This is a genomic window from Rathayibacter sp. Leaf299, assembly GCF_001423055.1.
In the GTDB taxonomy this organism is placed as follows: Bacteria; Actinomycetota; Actinomycetes; order Actinomycetales; family Microbacteriaceae; genus Rathayibacter; species Rathayibacter caricis.
In genome coordinates this window covers 1434840-1455701 of the sequence record NZ_LMNT01000001.1, presented here as the reverse complement: position 1 = coordinate 1455701, position 20862 = coordinate 1434840, and the positions used below count along the sequence as shown (strand labels likewise).

The window sequence follows — 20862 nt, the reverse complement described above, 5'->3', positions numbered from 1 at the left end:
CCGCGTCGGAGGTGCGTGAGAGGGTGAAGCGTGCCCATCGACTTCACCGCCATCGATTTCGAGACCGCCAACTCCCACGGGGCCTCCGCCTGCTCGGTGGGGCTCGTGAAGGTCCGCGACGGCCGCGTCGTCGACCGCGCGGGGTGGCTCATCCGCCCGCCGTTCGGCTTCGACGACTTCCTCGAGTGGAACACCCGGATCCACGGCATCCGCAAGGCGGACGTGCACGGCGCCCTCGGCTGGAGCGACCAGTTCGCCGACCTCGCGGCGTTCGCCGGCGACGACGTCTTCGTCGCGCACAACGCCGGCTTCGACATGGGCGTCATCCGGGCCGCCTGCGCGGCGACGGAGCTCGAGCACCCCGAGTACGACTACCTCTGCTCGCTGCAGCTCGCCCGCAAGACCTACGAGCTCGAGTCCTACCGGCTGCCGTTCGTGGCGCGCGCGGCCGGCTTCGAGGATTTCCGCCACCACGACGCCTCGGCCGACGCCGAGGCGTGCGCGGCGATCGTCGTGCACGCGGCAGCGCGCCACGGAGCGCGCAGCATGGCCGAGCTGGGCGAACTCGCCGGCATCGCCGTCAAGCGCCTGCGCCCCGCCGCTCCCGTCGCCGCCTGACGCCGCTCAGCCGGCACGCGGGTCGCCGAACCAGTCGCTGAACAGTCGCCAGAAGTTGCGGTTGCCGTACGCCGAGCACGCATCGCCCTCGCCGTACAGGTTCTCGAGGGCCGCCGCGTTGGGCTGATAGGGCGTGTAGTAGTAGAGCCCCGCGGTCGCCGCGTTCTCGATCAGCACCGGAGCCGTGCCGCAGCTCGCATCGGGTGAGTACTGCACCTCGCTCACCTCGCCGACGGGGTACCAGTCGAAGCTGCTGTCCGGGTTCGCGTAGCGCTGGAACTGCCACGCCGCTCCGTAGACCTGGCCGAAGAAGCCGAAGTAGTCGCTGTCGCAGTCGGCCGTGTCGGGGCAGCCGTAGCCCGTCGCGCTGCGGAACTGCCGCTCCCCGGGGGACGGATCGGTCACCAGCGACTGCTCCTTCTGCAGCAGCACCAGGAGCACCGCGGGGCTGACGTCGCAGGCGGCCCCGACCGACCCGATGATCTCGGCCGCCGAGCGCCCCGGGCCTCCGACGTACGCGGCGCACTGCTCGTCGGCCACCACGTCGCCCGTGTCCTCCGCGTAGTCGCGCAGGCAGGGCACGTCCTCGCCCTCGCACTCGAGCACCCGCGCGTCCAGGAACGCCTGGATCGCGGTCGGCGCGAGAGCGTCGCCGTCGAAGAACACCGCGTCCGACACGATCTCGCCGGGGTCGAAACCCGACGCGTCGGCTCTCGGCACGAAGTCCGTCCACATCCGCACCTCGGCGACCGAGGACGGCGTCGCGGCCGACCCGCCGAGATCGCTCGCACCGGACAGCAGCACCGCCGCCGCGAGCGACGCGAGAGCGACCGCCCCTCCCCGGCGCCGACGGGCGGCGCGCGGGGAGGTCGGCGTACTCATCCCTCCACGCTAGCGGCGACCCCCGACGGGGTCGGCCGCACTGCGTGACCCGGGATCAGCCGCAGGGCGTGAGCCGCGCGACCGAGTCCGACAGCGTGTTCGTGCTGCCCAGCAGGACGACCCTCTTCGCGCCGAAGCGCGCGATGTCGTCGAGCACGGCCCGCGGGACGCAGTCCCTCGGCACCGCGAACAGCGGGCTTCCGCTGTAGCCCGCAGCCGTGGCTCCTGCGAGTGCGTCCGGGTAGTTCTCGCCGGTCGCCAGGAGCACGGTGCTCGCCTTCTGGAAGGCCGCCGCGTTCAGCTTCTCGGAGGTGTCGTAGCGGTCGGTGCCGCCGATCCGCGTCGAGGCGATCGGGAGCGTCCGCTTGATGCCGTCGCTGACCGAGAGCGCGCTGCCGGCGATGGTCAGCGTCTTCACGCCGAGCCGGGTGACGACGGTCTTCGTCGCCGGGTCGGCCGCGGGGAGACCGCCGTTGACGAGGATCACCGGAGCGTCGACCGAGCCGGCCGCCGCACTCGCGCCCAGCGCGTCCGGGAACTTCTCCCCGGTGGCGAGCCACGCCTTCGAGGAGCCCTGCGGGAACGCGTAGGCGATGATCTTGCGCGAGGTGTCGTAGCGGTCCACTCCGCCGATGCGCTGGATGGACTTCGTGTAGCGGGCCAGCTCCCGGCCGAGGGAGTCGCTGACGCTCTGCGCCGAGCCGACGACGACGATCTTCGCGGGCTTCAGGCGGGCCAGCTCGTCGCGGACGGGCTGCGACATGGAGTCGCGGTCGACCAGCAGCAGCGGGCCGCCCTGCTTGGCGGCGGCCGGAGCGGCGCTGAGCGCGTCCGGGAAGTTGCCGCCGGTGGCGATGTAGACGACGGGCACGTCGGCCTTGAAGGTGGCCTGCGAGATCTTCACCGCGGTCTCCTGGCGGTCCTTGCCCGCGAGGCGGTCGACCTGCAGCGACCCCTGGCCGCCGACGCTCGAGCAGCCGAGGTCCTTCGAGCCGGGGCCGCGCGAGTCGCCCGAGCCGACCCAGCGGTTCCAGTCGACGGAGGCGGCGCTCACGCAGACCGTGTAGGCGCCGGACTGGGAGGCGGGCGTGGTGACAGTGAAGCCGTGGTTCCCGCCCGCAGCGGGGAGCTGTCCGGGGATGTCGCCGCGTCGGCTGTCCGCCGTCACCGTGCGGACGGTCCTCTCGCCGTTGGGAGCGGTGATCGTCACCGTGGTCGCGAGGGCCGCGCGCTGCGTGGTCGGGTCGACCGTCCACCCGGAGGCGGTGAGCACGCCGCCCGAGATCCGCGGCGCGTCGACGCGGCCCACGGGTGCGGCTCCGGCGTTCGCCAGCGAGCCGCTCCAGTCGCTGAAGATGTACCAGAAGTTGATGTTGCCGTAGCTCGCGCAGGCCTGGTTCCCCGTGTTGGTCAGGGCGTACTCGTTGGGCTGGTACGGCGTGTAGTAGTAGAGGTTCGCCGTGGCCTGGTTGCGCACCGAGACCGGCGACGAGCCGCAGGACGCGTCGGGGTGGAACAGGATGTCCGGGGTCGTCCCCGCCGCGTACCGGCTGAAGGACTGGTCCGATCCGACCGGGTTCGCGTACTTCTTGAACTGGCGCGCCGCTCCGTAGACCTGCGTGAAGAAGCCGGCCGAGCCGGTGTCGCAGCCGGAGCCGTCGGGGCAGTTGAAGCCGGTGGCCTGGTTGTAGAGGCCCGCGGTCGGGCGGGTCGTGGTGACCAGGCTCGTCTCCTTCTGGACCAGCACGGCCAGGACGAGCGGGTTGATGCCGCAGGCCTCGCCGACCCGCGCGAAGATCGACGCCGCGGACTCGCGGGAGCTGCCGCGGTACTCGCGGCACATCGGGTCGGCCGCCTTCGTCGGCGTCGACTGGCTGAACTCCTTCAGGCAGGGCACGCCGTCGTTCGTGCCGGAGCAGGCGCTGCCCTTGTCGTTCAGGAGCGCCTGCATCCCGGAGGCGCTCTTCGCGTCGCTGTCGAAGAAGACGGCGTCGCTGAAGATGAAGCCGGCACGGAAGCTCTTCGTGCTGCTGGCCGGGTACTGGACCTTCAGGTCCCCGGGCGCGTCGTCGGCGACGTCGACGCCGGCGTCGGAGGCGCCCGGCTCGACGAGGACGGAGGCGGGCGGCAGGACGTCCTCGGCGGCCGAAGCGGCGGTGACCGGGACGAGAGCGGTGCCGAGCCCGACGGCGACGGCGAGCGCGGCGGTGAGCAGGCGCGATGATCGGCGGTGATTCCCCATGATCGCGAAGTCTACGAGGAGACCGAGGACGGTCTTGTCCCTCATCAGGGCGCCGCGCCGATGACCGCGTGCTCAGTGTCGGACGTCCGTGGTGTCATCGCGGCATGGACACCTCCTTCCTCCTCGGACTCGTGATCGGCGCTCTGCTGGCCGGTCTGGCCGTCGCGCTGTGGGCGCGCTCCCGCATGCCCGATCAGGCGCTCGCGCTCGAGCTCGCCACCGCGAGCGCCCGGGCCGACGGGCTGGAGGAGCGGCACGAGGCGGTCGTGGAGCAATACCGCGAGCAGGTCGGCACGGCCCGCGAGCAGGTGCGCGAGCTCCAGGAGCAGCTCCGCGCCGTGGCCGAGCGCGAGCGGCACGACGCGCGCATCCTGCAGACACTCTCCCCCGTCGCCGAGAGCCTGCGCGGGATGCAGGAGGCGGTGCGCCGGCTCGAGAGCGAGCGCGCGGAGCAGTTCGGAGCGATCACCGAGCAGCTGGAGGGGCAGCGCGCGGCGGGCGAGCGGCTCCGCTCCACGACCGAGACCCTGGCGTCAGCGCTCCGCTCGAACAGCAGTCGCGGTGCCTGGGGCGAGACGCAGCTGCGCAACGTCGTCGAGGCGGCGGGGCTCGTGCAGCGCGTCGACTTCGACGTGCAGTTCGGCGTCGAGGGCGAGGGGGGCCGCGGTCGCGCCGACATGGTCGTCCGCCTGCCCGGCGGCAAGGCGATCGCCGTCGACGCGAAGGTTCCGTTCGACGCCTACCTCGAGGCGAGCGCGATCCCGGCCGGTGCGGGTGCCGACGAGGAGGCGCGCCGCACGGCTCTCCTGCGCGCCCACGTGCGCGCCCTGCGCGGCCATATCGACGCCTTGGCGGCGCGCTCGTACTGGTCCGGGCTGCCGGCCAGCCCCGAGTTCGTGATCGCCTTCGTCCCCAGCGAGCCGCTGCTCGCGAGCGCGCTCGACTCCGACCCGACGCTGCTCGAGTACGCGTTCCGCAAGCGCGTCGCCCTCGCCTCGCCCGTCACCCTGTGGTCGGTGCTGAAGACGGTCGCCTACACGTGGCAGCAGGACGTGCTGACCGACGACGCGAAGCGGCTCCTCGACCTCGGCAAGACCCTCTACGCGCGCCTGAGCACGCTCGCCGACCATGCGGAGGGGCTGCGCCGGTCGATCGAGAGGACGGTCGACTCCTACAACGCGTTCGCCGGCTCGCTCGAGAGCCGCGTGCTCGTCACCGCCCGCCAGTTCGACTCACTCGACGAGACGCGCGTCATCGCCCCGGCACAGGGCGTCACGTCCTCGCCGCGGCGGCTCACTGCCGTCGAGCTCGTCGAGTCGGAGGCCCTCCCCGACGAACGCAGCGCCTGAGCCGGCGCTCCGGAACGGCGAAGGGGCCCCGCGCCGCAGCGCAGGGCCCCTTCGGGACGAGGAGGAGTGTTTAGATCCACTTCTCCGCGAGGTGCTGCGCGGTCACGCGGCGGATGGTCCCCGAGCGCGAGCGCAGGACGATCGACTCCGTCGTGATGACGTGCCCCTCCTTGCGCACGCCCTTCACGAGCCCGCCGTTGGTCACGCCCGTCGCGACGAAGTAGGTGTTGTCGCTGCGGACGAGGTCGTTCGCGTGCAGGACCCGGTCGAGGTCGTGGCCGGCGTCGATCGCGCGCTGGCGCTCGTCGTCGTCCTTGGGCCGCAGGATCCCCTGGATCACGCCGCCCAGCGCGCGGATCGCGCAGGCCGTGATGATGCCCTCCGGCGTTCCTCCGATGCCGACGCACATGTCGAGGCGCGAGTCGTGACGGGCCGCGTTGATGCCGCCCGCGACGTCGCCGTCGAGCAGGAGGCGCGTGCCGGCGCCCGCGGCGCGGATCTCCTCGATCAGCTTCGCGTGGCGCGGGCGGTCGAGCACGGCGATGCGCATCTCGTCGACGGGCTTCCGCTTGGCGCGGGCCAGGGCGCGGATGTTCTCGCCGATCGGGCGCTCGATGTCGATGATCCCGACGCCCTCGGGCCCGGTGACGATCTTCTCCATGTAGAACACGGCGGACGGGTCGAACATCGCGCCGCGGTCGGCGACGGCGATCATCGAGAGGGCGTTCTGGCGACCCGCGGCGGTCAACGAGGTGCCGTCGATCGGGTCGACGGCGATGTCGGCCGACGGGCCGGAGCCGTTGCCCACGTGCTCGCCGTTGTAGAGCATGGGCGCGTTGTCCTTCTCGCCCTCGCCGATGACGACGACCCCGTCGAAGTTGACGGTGCCGAGGAAGGTGCGCATGGCGTCGACGGCGGCGCCGTCGGCGGCGTTCTTGTCGCCCTTGCCGATGAACGGCACGGCACGGATGGCCGCGGCCTCGGTGGCCCGGACGAGCTCCATGCCGAGGTTGCGATCAGGGTGGAGGTAGAGCGAGTCGTGGTCGGTATCGGTCACAGCGCGGAGTCCTTCGCGTTCGAGTTCGTGCAGACGGCGTCGTCGCAGGACCCGCGAGAGCGGGTCCCCATCCCGCTCGAAGCCTAGCGGAGGCCCTGCTCGCGCCCGAGGGAAGGCCTGCACCCGCCTCGCTAGACTCGACCGCGACGCGGGCCTCGCCCGACCCCCTCCCGTTCATCCGTCAAAGGAGAAGCCATGCCCGTCGCTACCCCGGACCAGTACGCAGAGATGCTCGACAAGGCGAAGGCCGGCGGTTTCGCCTACCCCGCCTTCAACGTCTCGTCGTCGCAGACCATCAACTCGGTCCTCCAGGGCCTCACCGAGGCCGGTTCCGACGGCATCATCCAGGTCACCACCGGAGGCGCCGACTACTTCGCCGGCCACACCGTGAAGAACCGCGCGGCCGGAGCGATCGCCTTCGCGAAGTTCGCGACCGAGGTCGCCAAGAACTACCCGGTGACCGTCGCGCTGCACACCGACCACTGCCCCCAGAACGCGCTCGAGGGCTTCGTCTACCCGCTGATCGCCGCCTCCGAGGAGGAGGTCAAGGCCGGTCGCGAGCCCCTGTTCCAGTCGCACATGTGGGACGGCTCGGCCGTACCGCTGGACGAGAACCTGGCCATCGCCAAGGAGATCCTCCCCCGCATCAAGAACATCAACGCGATCCTCGAGGTCGAGATCGGCGTCGTCGGCGGCGAGGAGGACGGCGTCTCGCACGACATCAACGAGCACCTCTACACGACCCTCGACGACGCGATCGCGACCGTCGAGGCGCTCGGCTTCGGCGAGCAGGGCCGCTACATGGCCGCGCTGACCTTCGGCAACGTCCACGGCGTCTACAAGCCCGGCAACGTGCGCCTGCGACCGGAGCTGCTCCGCGAGATCCAGGACGGCCTCCAGGCGAAGTACGGCACCGACGCCCTCCCGCTCGACCTCGTCTTCCACGGCGGCTCCGGCTCGACCGACGAGGAGATCGCCGAGGCGGTCCGCAACGGCGTCGTGAAGATGAACATCGACACCGACACCCAGTACGCGTTCAGCCGCTCGATCGCGGACACCGTGCTGAAGAACTACGACGGCTTCCTCAAGGTCGACGGCGAGGTCGGCAACAAGAAGGTCTACGACCCGCGCGCCTGGGGCAAGATCGCCGAGACCGCAATGGCCGCGCGCGTGGCCGAGGCGACCCGTCAGCTCGGCTCCGCCGGCAACTCCGGGAAGTAGGCGGACGCTCCGTGACGAACGCACACGACCAGCCGGGCGGCGCCGACCGCCCGAAGCCGCAGTACGGCGAGTACGCGCCTCCCGGCTGGTCGTGGAACCCTCCGGCCGAGACCGTGGTCCCGGATCCGCGCGGCTCCGAGACGGAGCCTCGGCCCGCGACCGCCGGCGCGAAGCCGGGCGTCGCCCACCCGGTCGACCGCCTGCTCACGATCATCCTGCTCGCGCTCGGTGTCTTCTTCGCCGTGCCGACGCTGCTCGATCCGTCGAGCTTCGCGACGACGCTGTCCGACCTCTACACGAGCCAGGGCATCGGCACCTACGCCTCGCCCGACCTGGCGCGGACGCTGGGCGTCGTCACGGCGCTCGTGCAGTCGCTGATCGTCGCGTTCGCCGTCTGGATCTCGGTCCGGCGGCTTCGGGCGGGCAAGCGGGCCGTCCTCGTCCCGATCCTCGGGATCGCGGCGACGATCGTCCTCTCGATGGTCGTCGCGGGAATCGCGATCCTGGGCGACCCGACTTTCGCCGACTACGTCTCGCGCCTGTCGAGCCAGGGCGCTGCCGGGCTCGACGCCTGACCCCCTCGCACGGACGAGGCCGCCGCCCCCTCGGGGACGGCGGCCTCGTCTCGTGTCGCCGGACGGACCGGCGTCAGTTCGCGGCGGGCGCCGTGACGCGGCCGCCGATGGCGCGGGCGTCGCGCTTGCCGGCGACGTCCTTCCGGAGCTCCTTGGGGAGCGAGAACATCAGGTCCTCCTCCGCCGTCTTGACCTCTTCGACCTCGCCGTAGCCCGCGGCGGCCAGGTCGTCGAGCACCTCGCGCACGAGGACCTCGGGCACCGACGCGCCGCTGGTGACGCCGACGGTGCGGATGCCGTCGAGCCACTCCTGCTTGATCTCGCTGGCGTAGTCGACGCGGTAGGCGGCCTTGGCGCCGTACTCGAGCGCGACCTCGACGAGGCGCACCGAGTTGGAGGAGTTGGCGGAGCCCACCACGATCACGAGCTCGGCGTCGGCGGCGACCTTCTTGATCGCGACCTGCCGGTTCTGGGTGGCGTAGCAGATGTCGTCGCTGGGCGGGTCCTGCAGGTTGGGGAAGCGCTCGCGGAGGCGGCGGACCGTCTCCATGGTCTCGTCGACCGAGAGCGTGGTCTGCGAGAGCCAGACGACCTTGTCGGGGTCCTTCACGACGATGGTGTCGACCTCGTCGGGGCTGCCGACCAGGGTCACGTGGTCCGGAGCCTCGCCCGCGGTGCCCTCGACCTCCTCGTGGCCCTCGTGGCCGATCAGGAGGATCTCGAAGTCGTCGCGCGCGAAGCGGACCGCCTCGCGGTGCACCTTGGTGACGAGCGGGCAGGTCGCGTCGATCGCCTGGAGGTTGCGGTCGGCGGCGCCCTGCACGACCGCCGGAGAGACTCCGTGCGCGCTGAAGACGATGTGCGAGCCCTCGGGGACCTCGTCGACCTCGTCGACGAAGATCGCGCCCTGGCTCTCGAGCGTCGAGACCACGTGCACGTTGTGCACGATCTGCTTGCGCACGTAGACCGGAGCGCCGTAGTGCTCGATGGCCTTCTCGACGGCGACGACCGCGCGGTCGACTCCGGCGCAGTAGCCGCGCGGGGCGGCGAGGAGCACGCGCTTCGCGCCGTCGACGGGGACGTCGCGGAGACGCCCGGTGGCGCGGGGCATGCGCGGCATGGGCAGGCTGATCGAGACTTGACTCACCCCCTGATTCTATGCGCTCCCGGCTGAGCGGAGGCCGATGCGCTGTCGGAGGCATCCCGTACGGTGGTCGACGCGGGCAGCCCCCGCCACTCCCCGCCCGCCCGAGCGAAGGCACCGATGACAGACGCCCCTCCCACCGCCGAGAACCCGTGGCCGGTCGGCCTGCTCGCGAGCAAGCTCAAGGGCTGGATCGAACGGCTGGGCACCGCGTGGGTCGAGGGCGAGATCACCCAGTGGGGGGTCTCGGGCGGCAACGTCTACGGCAAGCTCAAGGACGTCTCGGGCGACGCCACGGTCGGGTTCACGATCTGGTCGTCGGTCCGCTCCCGCATCCCGGCCGATCTGGCGCAGGGCGCCCGCGTGATCGCGCTCGTGAAGCCGAACTACTGGCTCAAGGGCGGAACGCTCACCATGCAGGTGTTCGAGATGCGCCACGTGGGCCTCGGCGACCTGCTCGAGAAGCTGGAGCGGCTGCGGCGGCAGCTCGCCTCCGAGGGGCTGTTCGAGCCGGGTCGCAAGAAGCGCCTCCCGTTCCTCCCGCACGGCGTGGGCCTGATCACCGGCAAGGACTCGGACGCAGAGAAGGACGTGCTGCGGAACGCGCAGCTGCGCTGGCCCGCCGTGCGCTTCCGGGTCGTCCACGCTGCGGTCCAGGGGGATCGCACGGTGCCCGAGGTGCTGTCGGCACTGCGCGCCCTCGACGCCGACGAGAGCGTCGACGTCATCGTGATCGCCCGCGGCGGCGGCGACTTCCAGAACCTCCTCGGCTTCAGCGACGAGTCGCTCGTGCGCGCCGTCGCCGCCTGCTCGACGCCCGTCGTCAGCGCCATCGGCCACGAGGCCGACCGGCCGCTCCTCGACGACGTCGCCGACCTGCGCGCCTCGACGCCGACCGATGCCGCCAAGCGCGTGGTGCCCGACGTGTCCGACGAGCTCCTCCGGGTGCAACAGGCGCGCCTGCGGATGACCACGCGGGTGAGCGGGCTCGTCTCGCACGAGGTCGACCGGCTCTCGCAGCTGCGCTCGCGCCCCGTGCTGGCGAATCCCCGCGTCCTGGTCGACCAGCGCTCGGAGGAGCTGACCCGCTGGGTCGCCCGCGGCGCCGAGCTCGTCGAGCGCCGGATCGAGCGCGCGCACCTCGAGGTGGAGCGCCTGCACGGGCATCTGCGCGCCCTCTCGCCGCAGCACACGCTCGACCGCGGCTACGCGATCGTGCAGAACGCCGCCGGTCGTGTCGTCCGCGCTCCGGGAGACGCCGAGGCGGGCGAGGCGCTCGTCCTGACGCTCGCGGAGGGCGCCGTCGCCGCCCGCTCCGAGGGGTCCGCCGCCGACCCCGCCGGCCGCGGCTGACCCTCCGCCCGACCTCCCCCGCCGCGCCTGCCCGGGCGCACCGATCGATAGGATCAAGACCATGGCCGACGCCCGCACCGACTCCCCCGCTCCCGAGGGACTCGATTCCGACGTCTCCGGTCTCAGCTACGAGCAGGCCCGCGACGAGCTCGTGCGCGTGGTCTCCGAGCTCGAGCAGGGAAGCTCGACCCTCGAGCGCTCCCTCGCCCTCTGGGAGCGCGGCGAGGCACTCGCGGCGCGCTGCGAGGAGTGGCTGATCGGCGCCCGCGCCCGTCTCGAGGCCGCCCGCTCCGGATCGAGCGCCGGATGAGCCGCCGCAAGGAGCCGAGGGTCGTCGCCGAGCTCGGCCGCCCCGAGACCCCCGCCGAGATCGCGGCGCGCAAGGCCGAGAACTCCCGGCTCTACCGCCAGCGCAAGACCGTCAACAACCTCGTGTTCTCGCTGCTCGCGACGGTCGGAGTCGTGGCCCTCATCGTGCTCATCGTGCCCCGGGGGGACGGCACGGATCGTCCGGCGATCGACGTGCCGCTCGTCGCCTCCCAGCTCCAGCTCGGCGAGACCGACACCCTCGCCGTGCCGCGGATGCCCGACGACTGGTCCGCGAACGCCGCCGAGCTGCGCACCGACGGCGGCATCGACTACTGGTACGTGGGCCTGCTGACTCCGGCGCCCGACTCCGGCTACATCGGCCTCAGCCAGGGCTTCGACGCCGACGAGGCCTGGGTCGCCCGGCAGCTCGACCGCGCCGCCGCCACGGGCGTCGAGCGGATCGACGGCCGCGAGTGGACGGTCTACGACCGCCGCGACTCGGGCCAGGACACCGGCAACACGCCCTACGCACTCGAGACCACCGAGGGCGCCAGCACCTACCTCGTCTACGGAACCGCTCCCGTCGAGCGGATCCGCGAGGTCGTCGACGCCGTCTCGCCCCAGATCGGCCAGGAGGAACAGTGAGCATCCACGACGACGCCCTCGGCGGCGACGCCCCGCAGACCATCCCGGTGCCGCGCGAGTCCCGCCCGCCCGCGTGGGTGTGGAAGGAGATGCTGCGCGGCAACCAGCGCTTCGTCGCCGGCGAGCCCCGCCACCCGCGGCAGGACGTCGAGCGACGCGCCGAGCTCGCCGCCGCGCAGCGTCCGCTCGCCGCCCTCTTCGGCTGCAGCGACTCCCGCCTCGCCGCCGAGATCATCTTCGACCTGGGCCTCGGCGACCTCTTCGTCGTCCGCAACGCCGGGCAGGTCATCGCCGACTCCATCCTCGGCTCCCTCGAGTACGCGGTCGCCGTGCTGGGAGTGAAGCTGATCCTGGTCCTCGGGCACGACGAGTGCGGCGCGGTGAAGGCCGCGATCGAGTCCCAGGCCCCGGGAGCGCAGCGCCTCCCTCCGCACATCGAGCACCTCATCGAGCCGATCATCCCCGCGGTCCGCCGCGTCGTCGGGCCTCAGCCGGACGGGCGCGTGCTCGTCGACCCGTCGGCCACCGACGCACTCGTCGTCGGCCGGGAGCACCTGCGCGACACCGTCGCCGAGATGCTCCAGCGGTCGCCGCTGATCGCCGACGCGGTCGCCTCGGGCTCGCTCGCGGTCGTCGGAGCGAACTACCGCCTCTCCGACGGCACGGTCGTCTCGGACGTCGTGCTCGGCATCGATCCTCCCCAGCTGAGCCCCTACCTCTCCGAGCAGGAGCGCACGCCCAGCACCCTTCCGTCCGGCGCGTCGACCGACGCGACGGAGTCCGGCGCCGAGTAATCGGCCCCGGCGAACAGCACCGATCAGACAAGGACGAACACAGCGTGGTGGATCACCTCCCTACCGACTCCGGCGACTTCCGCATCGAGCACGACACGATGGGCGAGGTGCGCGTTCCGCGGAACGCCCTGTACGCCGCGCAGACGCAGCGCGCCGTCGAGAACTTCCCGATCTCGGGAGCCGGACTCGAGCCTGCCCAGATCGCGGCTCTCGCGCGCATCAAGAAGGCCGCGGCACTGGCGAACGCCGAGCTGGGCGTCCTCGACGCCGACATCGCGGGGGCGATCGCCGACGCGGCCGACCTGATCGTTGCGGGCGGGTACGACGAGCACTTCCCGATCGACGTCTACCAGACCGGCTCGGGCACGTCCTCGAACATGAACATGAACGAGGTGCTCAGCAGCCTCGCGACCACCGCGCTCGGGCACACGGTCCACCCCAACGACCACGTCAACGCGTCGCAGTCCTCCAACGACGTGTTCCCCACCTCGGTGCACGTCGCCGTGACGGGCGCGCTGATCGAGAGCCTCATCCCCTCCCTCGAGCACCTCGCCGAGGCGCTCGAGACCAAGGCCGAGCTGTGGTCCGAGGCCGTCAAGTCGGGCCGCACCCATCTGATGGACGCGACCCCCGTGACCCTCGGGCAGGAGTTCGGCGGCTACGCCGCGCAGATCCGACTCGGCATCGAGCGCGTGCAGTCGGCGCTCCCCCGCGTCGCCGAGGTCCCCCTGGGCGGCACCGCGGTCGGCACCGGCATCAACACCCCCGCCGGATTCCCGCAGAAGGTCATCGCGCGCCTCGCGGAGGAGACCGGCCTGCCCGTCACCGAGGCCCGCAACCACTTCGAGGCCCAGGGCGCCCGCGACTCGCTCGTCGAGGCGTCCGGCGCGCTGCGCGTGCTCGCCGTCAGCCTCACCAAGATCAACAACGACCTCCGCTGGATGGGCTCGGGCCCCAACACCGGGCTCGGCGAGCTGCACATCCCCGACCTGCAGCCGGGCTCCTCGATCATGCCCGGCAAGGTCAACCCGGTGATCCCGGAGGCGGTGCTCATGGTCTGCGCCCGCGTCATCGGCAACGACGCCACCATCGCCTGGGCGGGCGCCTCCGGAGCCTTCGAGCTGAACGTCGCGATCCCCGTCATGGGAACCGCTCTGCTCGAGTCGATCCGCCTGCTCTCGAACTCGTCGGTGCTCCTGGCCGACAAGACCGTCGACGGTCTCGAGGCCAACCTGGAGCGCGCCCGCGCCCTGGCGGAGTCCTCGCCCTCGATCGTCACGCCGCTCAACAAGGTCATCGGCTACGAGGCGGCCGCCAAGGTCGCGAAGAACTCCGTGGCCAAGGGCATCACCGTCCGCGAGTCGGTCATCGACCTCGGCTTCGTCGAGCGCGGCGAAGTCACGGAGGAGCAGCTGAAGAGCGCCCTCGACGTGATGAGCATGACCCACCCGGGATGAGTTCTCTGGTCCGTCCTGCGCACGCGCAGGACGGACCGTGGTCGGCTTCTCGGGACGGATGCCTTCCGCAGAGCGTCCTGCGTTCGGCTAGCGCGAAACGCTGGCACGCCTTTCACGGGTTCGCCTTGAAGGCGTACGGCTGGGCGTCCGCCGACAGCTCAGTAGTCGGTCGACAGGGCCGTCCGGTCGCGAACCTTCGAGAGAGCCGCAACTCCTCGGAGGGGAGGCGTCACTCCGCTGGGGGCAGAGGGCCGAGCCAGGCGGTCGCGAAGGTGGAGTGGGCGGACTCGTCGTCGGACGGGTGGAAGAGGCCGGCGAGGACGTCGCGGTACAGGCGCGAGAGTTCCGAGCTCCGCGAGTAGGCCGACCCGCCCGCCACGCGCACGGCGCTCTCCACGATCCGCAGAGCCGCCTCCGTCGTGCGGATCTTGACGCCCACGAGCGAGGGGAACCAGCGCGCGCCGCGGTCGACGAGGGCGTCGACGTCGGCGGCGGCCGAGCGCAGCGGAGCATCGAGACCGTCGAGCAGGATCGCCGCGTCCGCGACGCGCCACCGGACGTCCGGGTCGTGCGCGAGGGAGCGCCCACCCGCCTTCCTCGACGTGCGCCGCGCCGCGGACTCGACCGCCAGCGTCAGCGCGCGCTGCGCGATCCCGAGGTACACGGACGCGATCAGCAGCTCGAACGCCGCGAAGATCGCGAAGACCAGCGGATCCGCGCTCGGCCCCACGGGCAGCGAGCGGAACATCCGCCCGGCCGGGATCTCGACGCCGTCCAGGATCGTCGTGCGGCTCTGCGTCGCGCGCATGCCGAGCGTGTCCCAGTCGTCGCGGGTTGCCAGGCCCGCGACGGGCGACTCCGGAGTGTCGCGATCGACGAAGCCGTGCACCAGCCGCGGCTCCGGACCGCTGTCGTCCAGCCCGAAGACGCCCAGCCGCGTCCACGCGGGCGAGAGCGAGGTGAACACCTTCATCCCGGTGAAGCGGTGGCCGCCGCCCGGCAGCGGCTCGGCACGAGTCAGGGAGTCGAAGAGCACGAGGTCGTTGCCCGGCTCGCTGTTCCCGAAGGCGAACACATGCCCGGCGGCGGCGTCCACGAGAACGTGCTCCAGGGAGGAGTCGCCCCGGTCGCGCAGGATCTTCGCGACCCCGGTCCAGACGAGGTGCATGTTGACGGCCAACGCTGTGGCCGGCGCCGCGGTCGCGAGCCGGGTCTGCTCCGCCGCCGCCTGCTCGACCGAGACCCGCACCGCCCAGCTCGGACGGCACGAGCAGCGCCAGGTAGCCGATCGTTCGCAGCTCCTCGAGGTCCTCGGCGAAGAAGGCGTTGCGCTCGTCGTAGTCGGCGGCGCGGAGGCGGAAGCGCTCGAGGAGCGCGTCGTCGAGGATGCTCACCCGGTCCACGCTACGCCCGTCGACCCGCACGGCCGCCACGAGAGCTGCCTCCGGCTCGCAGAACCGCGTCCGGCACGCAGGGATCCGTGGATCCTGCGCGCCGGACGCGGCTCTCGAGCGGGAGCGAACTAGGCCAGCTCGTTCGACTCCAGCATCTCGGTCACCAGCGCCGCGATCGCCGAGCGCTCCGAGCGGGTGAGCGTGACGTGGGCGAACAGCGGGTGCCCCTTCAGCGTCTCGATCACGGAGGCGACGCCGTCGTGACGGCCGACCCGCAGGTTGTCGCGCTGGGCGACGTCGTGGGTCAGCACCACCCGCGAGTTCTGCCCCACACGGGACAGGACGGTCAGGAGCACGTTCCGCTCGAGCGACTGCGCCTCGTCGACGATCACGAAGGCGTCGTGCAGCGAGCGCCCGCGGATGTGGGTCAGCGGCAGGACCTCGAGCATCCCGCGCTCGATCACCTCGTCGAGCACGTTCTGCGACACCAGGGCACCGAGCGTGTCGAAGACCGCCTGGGCCCAGGGGTTCATCTTCTCGGCCGCGTCGCCCGGCAGGAAGCCGAGGTCCTGACCGCCGACGGCGTACAGCGGGCGGAAGACCATGATCTTCTTGTGCTGGCGCTTCTCGAGCACCGCCTCCAGTCCTGCGCACAGCGCCAGCGCAGACTTGCCGGTGCCCGCACGGCCACCCAGCGAGACGATGCCCACCTCCTGGTCCAGGAGGAGGTCGATCGCGAGCCGCTGCTCCGCCGAGCGCCCGTGCAGCCCGAAGACGTCGCGGTCGCCGCGCACGAGCGTGATCTGCCGCTTGCCGGTCACCCGCGCGAGCGCCGAGCCGCGATCGGAGTGGACGACGAGACCCGTGTTGATCGGGATCCCCTCGACCGCGTCGGTGAAGAGGCGCTCCCGGTCGTAGAACTCGCTCATCGCGCCGGCCTCGAGCGTGATGTCGTCCATTCCGGTCCACCCCGACTCCGGAGCGAGCTCGGCGAGGTACTCCTCGGCGGCGAGGCCGATCGACGCCGCCTTGACGCGCATCGGCATGTCCTTGGACACGACGGTGACGGTCGAGCCCTCGTTGGCGAGGTTCATCGCCACCGCGAGGATCCGCGCGTCGTTGTCGCCCAGCTGCAGCCCGCTGGGCAGCACCGACATGTTCGAGTGGTTGAGCTCGACGCGGAGGGTGCCCCCGTTGCCGACGGCGATCGGGAAGTCGAGGCGCTCGTGCTTGATGCGCAGCTCGTCGAGGTGCCGCAGCGCCTGGCGCGCGAAGTAGCCGATCTCGGGATCGTGGCGCTTGCCCTCGAGCTCGCCGATCACGACGATCGGCAGCACGACGGCGTGCTCCGCGAACCGGAACATCGCCATCGGATCGGAGAGCAGCACCGAGGTGTCGAGCACGTACGTGCGGAGGAGTTGATCGGAGGACCCGGTCGAGCCGTGCTGCGGTCGGCGGTGGACGCCGCCCTGCGCTCCGGCCTGCTGGTCCATACCCTGGGGAACTGTCACGACGACTCTCCACACCCCGGAGGCTCGAACGCCCCCGGCTCATGCTGCGAAGCCGGCCCTCCGGTGCGCCTCGGCACCGCGCAGTTCCCTCTCACCGATCTGCGCGATGTCGAGCCGTTCCCTCGGGTCCGTCTCGACCAGGCGCTTCACCTGATGACTCGAACATAACCCCGCGAATGACATCCGTGTGGTTCGAGTGTGTAACCAGTGTGTGAACGCCGGGCGCAGGTCAGAAGTCGGCGCCCGTGCCGGCCGAGACGAGAGCGGCCCGCAGGGCGGCCAGCGTCTCGTCCGTGGTGCTGGCATGGGGGCTGAACCGGACCGTTCCCGGCCGGAGGCGCGCGGTCACTCCGTGGACCTCGAGCGACGCGGCCAGCGGAGCGAGCTCCTCCGGGGCCGGTTCGACGACGACGATGCCCGCGCGGTCGCGCTCGTCGCGCGAGCTCGTCACGGCGAGGCCGAACTCGTCGGCGAGATCGATCACGGCGCTGACCCGCTCGGCGATCACCGCGGCGATCGCGGGCACTCCCACCGCCGCGATGTCCTCCAGCGCCCCGGCGAAGCGCGCCTGGGCGATCGGATCCGGGTTCGTCACGCTGTAGGCGGGCGCGCCGGAGGCAGGCGGTGCGACCTCGTCCCAGGGTTCGACGGCGTCGGAGCCCGTCCAGCCCGAGAGCACCGGCGAGAGCCGCTCGATCGCCCGCTCGCCGAGGGCCAGGAAGCCCGTGCCCCAGCCCGACCGCACCCACTTCTGACCGCCGGACACGACGACGTCGGCCGCGGCGTACGGTGCGTCGACGACTCCGAAGCCCTGGATCGCGTCCACGATCAGCAGGCGATCGCCGATGACCTCGCGGAGCGCGCCGAGGTCGGCGAGATAGCCCGTCCGGGAGTCGACGAGGCTCACGGCCACGGCGACCACGTCCGGAGTGAGAGCGTCGCGCACCGCCTCCGGAGTCACCCGACCGCCCTCGGTCGGCAGCCAGACGGGCGACACCGCCCCGAGCGCCTGCTGCGCACGCACCGCGGCGTAGGGCAGGCTCGGGAACTCGGCGGAGGAGAGCAGCACGCTCCCCCGCAGACCGAGCATCGTGTGCAGCAGACCCGTCGACGTGTTGGGCTGGAAGACGACCTGCTCGGCCGGAAGCTGGACCAGGGCGCTCACGGCGGTGCGCACCCGCTCGTCCTGCCGCTGCAGCTCGTCGAGGGCCCGGCCCGCCTGCAGGAGCCGCGTCGCCGCCTCCTGCTCGGCCACGGCCGTCGCCGAGATCGGACCGACGCGGGCGAAGTCGAGGTAGCCGGTCTCCTCGGCGAAGGCTCCGAGGTACTCGTCCATCGCGAGGGTGTTCGTCGTGCTCATGCCGGCCCTTCCGGTCGGTGGTGGCGCGGGCGCCTCAGCTGCCGAAGCGGCGGTGCCGCCCCGCGTAGTCGCGCAGGGCCCGGAGGAAGTCGACCTCGCGGATGTCCGGCCCCAGCGCCTCCATGAAGTAGAACTCGCTGTGCGCGCTCTGCCAGAGCATGAAGTCCGAGAGCCGCTGCTCCCCCGAGGTGCGGATGACCAGGTCGGGGTCGGGCTGGCCGCTCGTGTAGAGGTGCTCGCCGATCAGCTCGGGCGTCAGCAGCTCCGCGACGTCCTCGATCGTGGATCCGCGCTTGCCGTGCTCGTCGAGGATGCTGCGGACCGCCTGCGCGATCTCATGGCGCCCGCCGTACCCCACCGCGAGGTTCACGTGCAGGCCGGTGTGGCGGGCCGTGCGCTCCTCGGCGGCGTCGAGGGCATCGATGAGCGACTCCGGGAGCCCGTCGTCGGAGCCGACGTGCTGCACGCGCCAGTCCGGCTGCTGGGAGACCTCTTCGGCGAGGTCGGCGATGATCGCGATCAGCTCGGTCAGCTCGGAGCTGTCGCGGCCGACGAGGTTGTCCTGCGAGAGCAGGTAGAGGGTGACGTGCCGGACGCCCAGCTCGTCGCACCACTGGAGGAACTCGTGCACCTTCGCGGCGCCCGCGCGGTGGCCGTGGGCCGCCGTCTCGAGGGCCCGCTGCCGCGCCCAGCGCCGGTTGCCGTCGATGATCATCGCGACGTGGTTCGGCAGGGTGCCGGGAGCCAGGCTCGACCTCAACCGCTTCTTGTAGACGCCGTAGAGGAGGTCCCTTCCCACTGGCAGTCTCGGCTTCGGCACATCGCTACGGTAGCCGATGCTCCTGCCCGGGAAGGGTCGCGGCGCCCGGCCGCGTCACCGGGACCGGCCGTATCCTGAGCCGTATGAGCCACCGGCCGACGCCCCCCGCCCCCGAGCCCGCTCGTCGGTCCTCCCCCCGTGCCGACGACGCCGTGGCGCGGGACGACGCCGACGGGCCGGACCTGCCGAACCTCCCCCTCGTCGACGACGAAATCGACCACGGAGCGGTGGCCGAGTCGAAGCCGACCTGGCGCGGCTGGATCCACGCCGGGCTCTTCCCGTTCGCGATCGTGGCCGGGGTCGTCCTCGTCTCGGTGGCCGACGGCACCGCCGCGAAGTGGGCCGCCGCCGTCTTCGCGACGTCCTCGCTCCTGCTCTTCGGCAACTCCGCCCTCTACCACCGGTTCGACTGGGCGCCGCGGACGAAGGTGATCCTCAAGCGGATCGACCACGCCAACATCTTCCTGCTGATCGCGGGCACCTACACGCCGCTCGCGGTCCTCGCGCTGCCGCCCGCGCAGGGCACGCTGCTGCTCGTGCTCGTCTGGTCCGGCGCGCTGCTCGGGATCGGCTTCCGGGTGTTCTGGATCTCGGCGCCGCGCTGGCTCTACGTGCCGCTCTACCTGCTCCTGGGCTGGGCGGCGGTGATGTACCTCGGACCGCTGCTCGAGGCGAGCGCGACGATGATGGTCCTCGTCCTCGTGGGCGGTCTCTGCTACACGGTCGGAGCGATCGTGTACGGCTTCAAGCGGCCGAACCCCGTGCCGGGGGTCTTCGGGTTCCACGAGATCTTCCACGCGCTGACCGCCGTGGCGTTCGTCTGCCACTGGACGGCGGCGCTGCTGATCTCGCTGCACCCCGCCTACAACGGCGGCTGAGCCGACGTCAGCGCTCCGAGCGGTCGTCCGCCGGCCCGCGCTCCGAGCGCCCCGCCTCGGCGGCGCGCTCGCGCTCCTCGGCGTCGAGCCGCTCCGCGACCTGCTCGCGGTAGGTGGTCCGCCGGACTCGGCGCACCATGTCGAGCGCGAGGAGGACGGCGGCCACCGCGATCACCAGCATCGTGATGAAGCCGAAGAGGCCCGGCGTGACGGTGTCCTCGTTGAAGTCGGGCGCGGGCGACGGCGTCGCCGCGGCGATCCGGGACAGCGCCAGGGCGGCGGAGTCGAGCACGGCGGGGATCACGCGTCCACCTCGTTCCGCGCGCCGGTCGGGAAGGCGACGTCGAGTCCGGCGAAGAGATCGGTCTCGGGCGTCGGCGCCTCGACCCGCGACTGCACGAGCTGGAAGTCGTCGGTCGGCCACGCGGCGTCGATGGCCTCGTGCGGCAGGAAGAAGAAGGCGTTGTCGGGCGCGACCTGGCTGGCGTGCGCGCGCAGGGCCGCGTCCCTCCGGTCGTGGAAGCCCGAGATGAGCACCTGCGTCGTCGCGAGGTACGGAGCGTCGTCCGACCAGCGCTTCATCTCCTCGAAGGTCGCCAGGCGCGGGTCCTCCGGGTCGAGCGAGCGGAGGTGCTCCGCGATCGCCCGCAGCTTCTGACCGCTGAACACGCGGTCGTAGTAGAGCTTGGCGACCGACCAGGGCGCCCCGAGGCCGGGGTACTCGTCCGGCTCCCCCGCCGCCCGGAACGCCTCCATGGCGACCTGGTGCGCCCGGATGTGGTCCGGGTGCGGATAGCCGCCGTTCTCGTCGTAGCTGATGATCACGTGCGGCTTGAAGCGTCGGACGAGGCGGACGAGCGGAGCCGACGCCGTCGCGAGCGGGAGCGCCGCGAAGCTCGCGGGCGGAACCGAGCCGTCCTCCTCCATCCCGGAGTCGACGAAGCCCAGCCAGGTGTGCTGCACGCCCAGGATCCGCTGAGCCTCGGCCATCTCGAGGCGGCGGAGCCCGCCCATGTCGCGCTCAGCGTGCGCGCGGGCGGCGAGCGACTCGTTCAGGACGGAGCCGGCCTCCCCTCCGGTGCAGGAGACGACCATGACCTCGGCGCCGCGGTCGGCGTAGGCCGCGAGAGTCGCGGCGCCCTTGCTCGACTCGTCGTCGGGATGGGCGTGCACGGCGAGGAGGCGCGGGACCTCCCGCACCTCCGAATCGACGGAGACCTGGGCGGCCTGGGACACGATCGCTCGATTCCTCG

The 20862-nt window shown here is 71.9% G+C and carries 19 protein-coding genes and 1 pseudogene; 10 read left to right on the top strand and 10 right to left on the bottom strand.

The features are described 5' to 3' along the window. The first annotated feature begins 30 nt into the window (after nucleotides 1-30). On the top strand, nucleotides 31-618 hold the full coding sequence (locus tag ASF48_RS06930) for an exonuclease domain-containing protein (RefSeq protein WP_055788366.1): 588 nt from the start codon (nucleotides 31-33) through the stop codon (nucleotides 616-618). Between the two features lie 6 nt (nucleotides 619-624). Here ASF48_RS06930 and ASF48_RS06925 read toward each other — a convergent pair whose 3' ends face one another. Both ASF48_RS06925 and ASF48_RS06920 read right to left on the bottom strand, forming a co-directional pair. Next, complete coding sequence (locus tag ASF48_RS06925; RefSeq protein WP_055788365.1) at nucleotides 625-1500, bottom strand: hypothetical protein; 876 nt, start codon at nucleotides 1498-1500, stop codon at nucleotides 625-627. Nucleotides 1501-1555: 55 nt separating this feature from the next. Continuing rightward, on the bottom strand, nucleotides 1556-3787 hold the full coding sequence (locus tag ASF48_RS06920) for a cell wall-binding repeat-containing protein (RefSeq protein WP_055788361.1): 2232 nt from the start codon (nucleotides 3785-3787) through the stop codon (nucleotides 1556-1558). A gap of 59 nt (nucleotides 3788-3846) precedes the next feature. On the opposite strand from ASF48_RS06920, the gene ASF48_RS06915 reads away from it, so the two are divergent. Then, entirely contained in the window at nucleotides 3847-5091 is a 1245-nt protein-coding gene (locus tag ASF48_RS06915) for a DNA recombination protein RmuC (RefSeq protein WP_055788359.1), read from the top strand. 70 nt (nucleotides 5092-5161) lie between these two features. Here ASF48_RS06915 and glpX read toward each other — a convergent pair whose 3' ends face one another. Beyond that, nucleotides 5162-6148, bottom strand: a complete 987-nt coding sequence (gene glpX / locus ASF48_RS06910; protein WP_416351479.1) for a class II fructose-bisphosphatase — start codon at nucleotides 6146-6148, stop codon at nucleotides 5162-5164. A gap of 195 nt (nucleotides 6149-6343) precedes the next feature. Between glpX and fbaA the strand changes: the two genes are divergently transcribed. Beyond that, nucleotides 6344-7369, top strand: coding sequence for a class II fructose-bisphosphate aldolase (gene fbaA / locus ASF48_RS06905; RefSeq protein WP_055788354.1), 1026 nt, complete (start codon nucleotides 6344-6346; stop codon nucleotides 7367-7369). An 11-nt stretch (nucleotides 7370-7380) separates the two neighbouring features. Continuing rightward, nucleotides 7381-7944 carry a DUF6264 family protein gene (locus ASF48_RS06900; protein WP_055788351.1) on the top strand — a complete coding sequence of 188 codons (564 nt, stop codon included), beginning with the start codon at nucleotides 7381-7383 and terminating at the stop codon, nucleotides 7942-7944. A 73-nt stretch (nucleotides 7945-8017) separates the two neighbouring features. Here the strand turns inward: ASF48_RS06900 and ASF48_RS06895 are convergent, their stop codons facing one another. Beyond that, nucleotides 8018-9064, bottom strand: coding sequence for a 4-hydroxy-3-methylbut-2-enyl diphosphate reductase (locus ASF48_RS06895; protein WP_055788346.1), 1047 nt, complete (start codon nucleotides 9062-9064; stop codon nucleotides 8018-8020). A gap of 144 nt (nucleotides 9065-9208) precedes the next feature. Here ASF48_RS06895 and xseA point away from each other — a divergent pair, with 144 nt between their 5' ends. The 5 genes from xseA to ASF48_RS06870 all read left to right on the top strand — a co-directional run bounded on the left by xseA (nucleotide 9209) and on the right by ASF48_RS06870 (nucleotide 13646). Beyond that, nucleotides 9209-10441, top strand: coding sequence for an exodeoxyribonuclease VII large subunit (xseA, locus tag ASF48_RS06890; RefSeq protein ID WP_055789104.1), 1233 nt, complete (start codon nucleotides 9209-9211; stop codon nucleotides 10439-10441). 61 nt (nucleotides 10442-10502) lie between these two features. Beyond that, entirely contained in the window at nucleotides 10503-10751 is a 249-nt protein-coding gene (locus tag ASF48_RS06885; RefSeq protein WP_055788343.1) for an exodeoxyribonuclease VII small subunit, read from the top strand. After that, complete coding sequence (locus ASF48_RS06880; protein WP_082481040.1) at nucleotides 10748-11395, top strand: DUF4245 domain-containing protein; 648 nt, start codon at nucleotides 10748-10750, stop codon at nucleotides 11393-11395. The genes ASF48_RS06885 and ASF48_RS06880 overlap by 4 nt, the downstream gene beginning before the upstream one ends. Nucleotides 11396-11484: 89 nt before the next feature. Beyond that, nucleotides 11485-12189 (top strand): carbonic anhydrase, encoded by a 705-nt coding sequence (locus ASF48_RS06875; RefSeq protein ID WP_082481110.1) that lies wholly within the window; start codon nucleotides 11485-11487, stop codon nucleotides 12187-12189. A 47-nt stretch (nucleotides 12190-12236) separates the two neighbouring features. Continuing rightward, nucleotides 12237-13646: a class II fumarate hydratase gene (locus ASF48_RS06870; protein ID WP_268788500.1), complete on the top strand. Its 1410-nt coding sequence runs from the start codon at nucleotides 12237-12239 to the stop codon at nucleotides 13644-13646. A 229-nt stretch (nucleotides 13647-13875) separates the two neighbouring features. Here the strand turns inward: ASF48_RS06870 and ASF48_RS06865 are convergent. From ASF48_RS06865 to ASF48_RS06850, 4 genes and pseudogenes are all read right to left on the bottom strand, one after another. Then, nucleotides 13876-15049 (bottom strand): annotated as a pseudogene (locus tag ASF48_RS06865) (acyl-CoA dehydrogenase family protein). A gap of 119 nt (nucleotides 15050-15168) precedes the next feature. After that, nucleotides 15169-16533, bottom strand: a complete 1365-nt coding sequence (locus tag ASF48_RS06860; protein ID WP_082481036.1) for a PhoH family protein — start codon at nucleotides 16531-16533, stop codon at nucleotides 15169-15171. Between the two features lie 247 nt (nucleotides 16534-16780). Then, nucleotides 16781-17911 carry an aminotransferase class V-fold PLP-dependent enzyme gene (locus ASF48_RS06855; protein ID WP_230671461.1) on the bottom strand — a complete coding sequence of 377 codons (1131 nt, stop codon included), beginning with the start codon at nucleotides 17909-17911 and terminating at the stop codon, nucleotides 16781-16783. 34 nt (nucleotides 17912-17945) lie between these two features. Continuing rightward, nucleotides 17946-18710 (bottom strand): isoprenyl transferase, encoded by a 765-nt coding sequence (locus ASF48_RS06850; protein WP_327205437.1) that lies wholly within the window; start codon nucleotides 18708-18710, stop codon nucleotides 17946-17948. A gap of 104 nt (nucleotides 18711-18814) precedes the next feature. Here ASF48_RS06850 and trhA point away from each other — a divergent pair, with 104 nt between their 5' ends. Beyond that, nucleotides 18815-19609 carry a PAQR family membrane homeostasis protein TrhA gene (trhA, locus tag ASF48_RS06845; RefSeq protein WP_082481034.1) on the top strand — a complete coding sequence of 265 codons (795 nt, stop codon included), beginning with the start codon at nucleotides 18815-18817 and terminating at the stop codon, nucleotides 19607-19609. A 7-nt stretch (nucleotides 19610-19616) separates the two neighbouring features. Here the strand turns inward: trhA and ASF48_RS06840 are convergent, their stop codons facing one another. Together ASF48_RS06840 and mca are read right to left on the bottom strand one after the other, a co-directional pair. After that, nucleotides 19617-19913: a hypothetical protein gene (locus ASF48_RS06840; protein WP_235577188.1), complete on the bottom strand. Its 297-nt coding sequence runs from the start codon at nucleotides 19911-19913 to the stop codon at nucleotides 19617-19619. After that, nucleotides 19910-20845 (bottom strand): mycothiol conjugate amidase Mca, encoded by a 936-nt coding sequence (gene mca, locus ASF48_RS06835; protein WP_230671468.1) that lies wholly within the window; start codon nucleotides 20843-20845, stop codon nucleotides 19910-19912. The genes ASF48_RS06840 and mca overlap by 4 nt, the downstream gene beginning before the upstream one ends. Nucleotides 20846-20862 lie beyond the last annotated feature (17 nt).

Coding starts and splice junctions, on each gene's coding strand:
- ASF48_RS06925 (WP_055788365.1), bottom strand. CDS start 1,500: ATGAGTACGCCGACCTCCCCGCGCGCCGCCCGTCGGCGCCGGGGAGGG.
- ASF48_RS06920 (WP_055788361.1), bottom strand. CDS start 3,787: ATGAGGGACAAGACCGTCCTCGGTCTCCTCGTAGACTTCGCGATCATG.
- ASF48_RS06915 (WP_055788359.1), top strand. CDS start 3,847: ATGGACACCTCCTTCCTCCTCGGACTCGTGATCGGCGCTCTGCTGGCC.
- fbaA (WP_055788354.1), top strand. CDS start 6,344: ATGCCCGTCGCTACCCCGGACCAGTACGCAGAGATGCTCGACAAGGCG.
- ASF48_RS06895 (WP_055788346.1), bottom strand. CDS start 9,064: ATGCCGCGCATGCCCCGCGCCACCGGGCGTCTCCGCGACGTCCCCGTC.
- xseA (WP_055789104.1), top strand. CDS start 9,209: ATGACAGACGCCCCTCCCACCGCCGAGAACCCGTGGCCGGTCGGCCTG.
- ASF48_RS06885 (WP_055788343.1), top strand. CDS start 10,503: ATGGCCGACGCCCGCACCGACTCCCCCGCTCCCGAGGGACTCGATTCC.
- ASF48_RS06880 (WP_082481040.1), top strand. CDS start 10,748: ATGAGCCGCCGCAAGGAGCCGAGGGTCGTCGCCGAGCTCGGCCGCCCC.
- ASF48_RS06875 (WP_082481110.1), top strand. CDS start 11,485: ATGCTGCGCGGCAACCAGCGCTTCGTCGCCGGCGAGCCCCGCCACCCG.
- ASF48_RS06860 (WP_082481036.1), bottom strand. CDS start 16,533: ATGGACCAGCAGGCCGGAGCGCAGGGCGGCGTCCACCGCCGACCGCAG.
- ASF48_RS06855 (WP_230671461.1), bottom strand. CDS start 17,911: ATGAGCACGACGAACACCCTCGCGATGGACGAGTACCTCGGAGCCTTC.
- trhA (WP_082481034.1), top strand. CDS start 18,815: ATGAGCCACCGGCCGACGCCCCCCGCCCCCGAGCCCGCTCGTCGGTCC.